Below are 1,240 nucleotides of genomic sequence, written 5' to 3'. Positions count from 1 at the left end.
GAAGGAGTTACCGACCAGATCGGCCTGTTCGATGCCCAGGGCATCCAGCACACCAAGCGCGTGTTCGACCCAGCGCTGTTGGTGGTACTGACCATCGGCCGGGCGTTCGCTGTAGCCGAAGCCCAGCATGTCCGGGGCGATCACCCGGCGGCGCTTGGCCAGCTCGGGCATCACCAGGCGCCAGTTGGCCCAGGCGGTGACGCCGGGGCCGGAGCCGTGGATCATCATTAGCGGGAAGCCTTCGCCGCTGTCGTGCAGGTTGGTGCGATAGCCGGCGGCGAGGATTTCGCGACCGATTTCAGGGCTTTGCTGCGGTGCGTTCATGACCAGGTCCTCAGAGTTTCACACAGATGTTTTTCAGCTCGGTGTAGAACTCCAGCGAGTGCACACCCCCTTCGCGCCCGATGCCCGACTGCTTGCTGCCGCCGAAGGCAGTGCGCAGGTCGCGCAGGAACCAGCTGTTGACCCAGACGATGCCGGCCTCAATCTGCCCGGCGACGCGGTGGGCGCGCGAAGCGTTCTCGGTCCAGATCGCCGAGGCCAGGCCGTAAGGCAGGCTGTTGGCCAGTTCAATGGCTTCCTCCTCGCGGTCGAACGGGCGGATATGGCAGCAGGGGCCGAAGATTTCCTCGGTGACCACCACCGAATTGTCGGCCAGCCCGGTCCAGATGGTCGGCTGCACCCAGGCGCCGCCGGCCAGGTGCGCCGGCATCTCGGGCACACCGCCGCCGGTGACGACAGTGGCGCCGTCATCGACTGCCTGCTGGTAGTAGCTGAGGACCTTCTCGCGGTGCTTGAGGCTGACCAGCGGGCCGAAGTTGCTGCTCGCATCGTCCGGCGGGCCGATCACCAGGGCCTCGGCGCCGGCCTTGAGGCGGGCGACGAATTCGTCGAAGATCGACCGCTCGACATACACCCGCTCGGTGCCCAGGCAGACCTGGCCGCAGTTGGCGAAGGCCGAGCGCAGGGTGCCCTCGATGGCCTTGTCCAGATCGCAGTCGGCAAACACGATGCCGGCGTTCTTGCCGCCCAGCTCCAGCGACACCTGACGCACGCCCTTGGCGGCGGCGCGCATGATGGTTTCGCCGGTGCCGGTCTCGCCGGTGAAGGTGTAGGCGTCGACATCCGGGTGGGCGGTGAGGAAGGCGCCGGCCGAGTTGCCGCCGAAGCCATGCACCACGTTGTACACGCCAGCCGGCACGCCGGCGGCGTTCATCACTTCACCGAGCAGAGCGGTGGT

Annotated in this window: 2 protein-coding genes; both read right to left on the bottom strand. The window is 67.2% G+C overall.

Features of this window, described 5'->3' with window-relative positions:
• A partial coding sequence (locus DU29_RS0128760; RefSeq protein WP_028624787.1) for an alpha/beta fold hydrolase occupies positions 1–324 on the bottom strand: 324 nt, incomplete at its 3' end.
• Positions 325–334: 10 nt separating this feature from the next.
• Positions 335–1,240, bottom strand: a 906-nt coding sequence (locus DU29_RS0128755; protein WP_028624786.1) for an aldehyde dehydrogenase family protein, incomplete at its 5' end; no start/stop codon positions are given.

The organism is Pseudomonas sp. Ant30-3 (genome assembly GCF_000690905.1).
Lineage (GTDB): Bacteria > Pseudomonadota > Gammaproteobacteria > Pseudomonadales > Pseudomonadaceae > Aquipseudomonas.
This window is presented reverse-complemented; position numbering and strand designations above follow the sequence as displayed.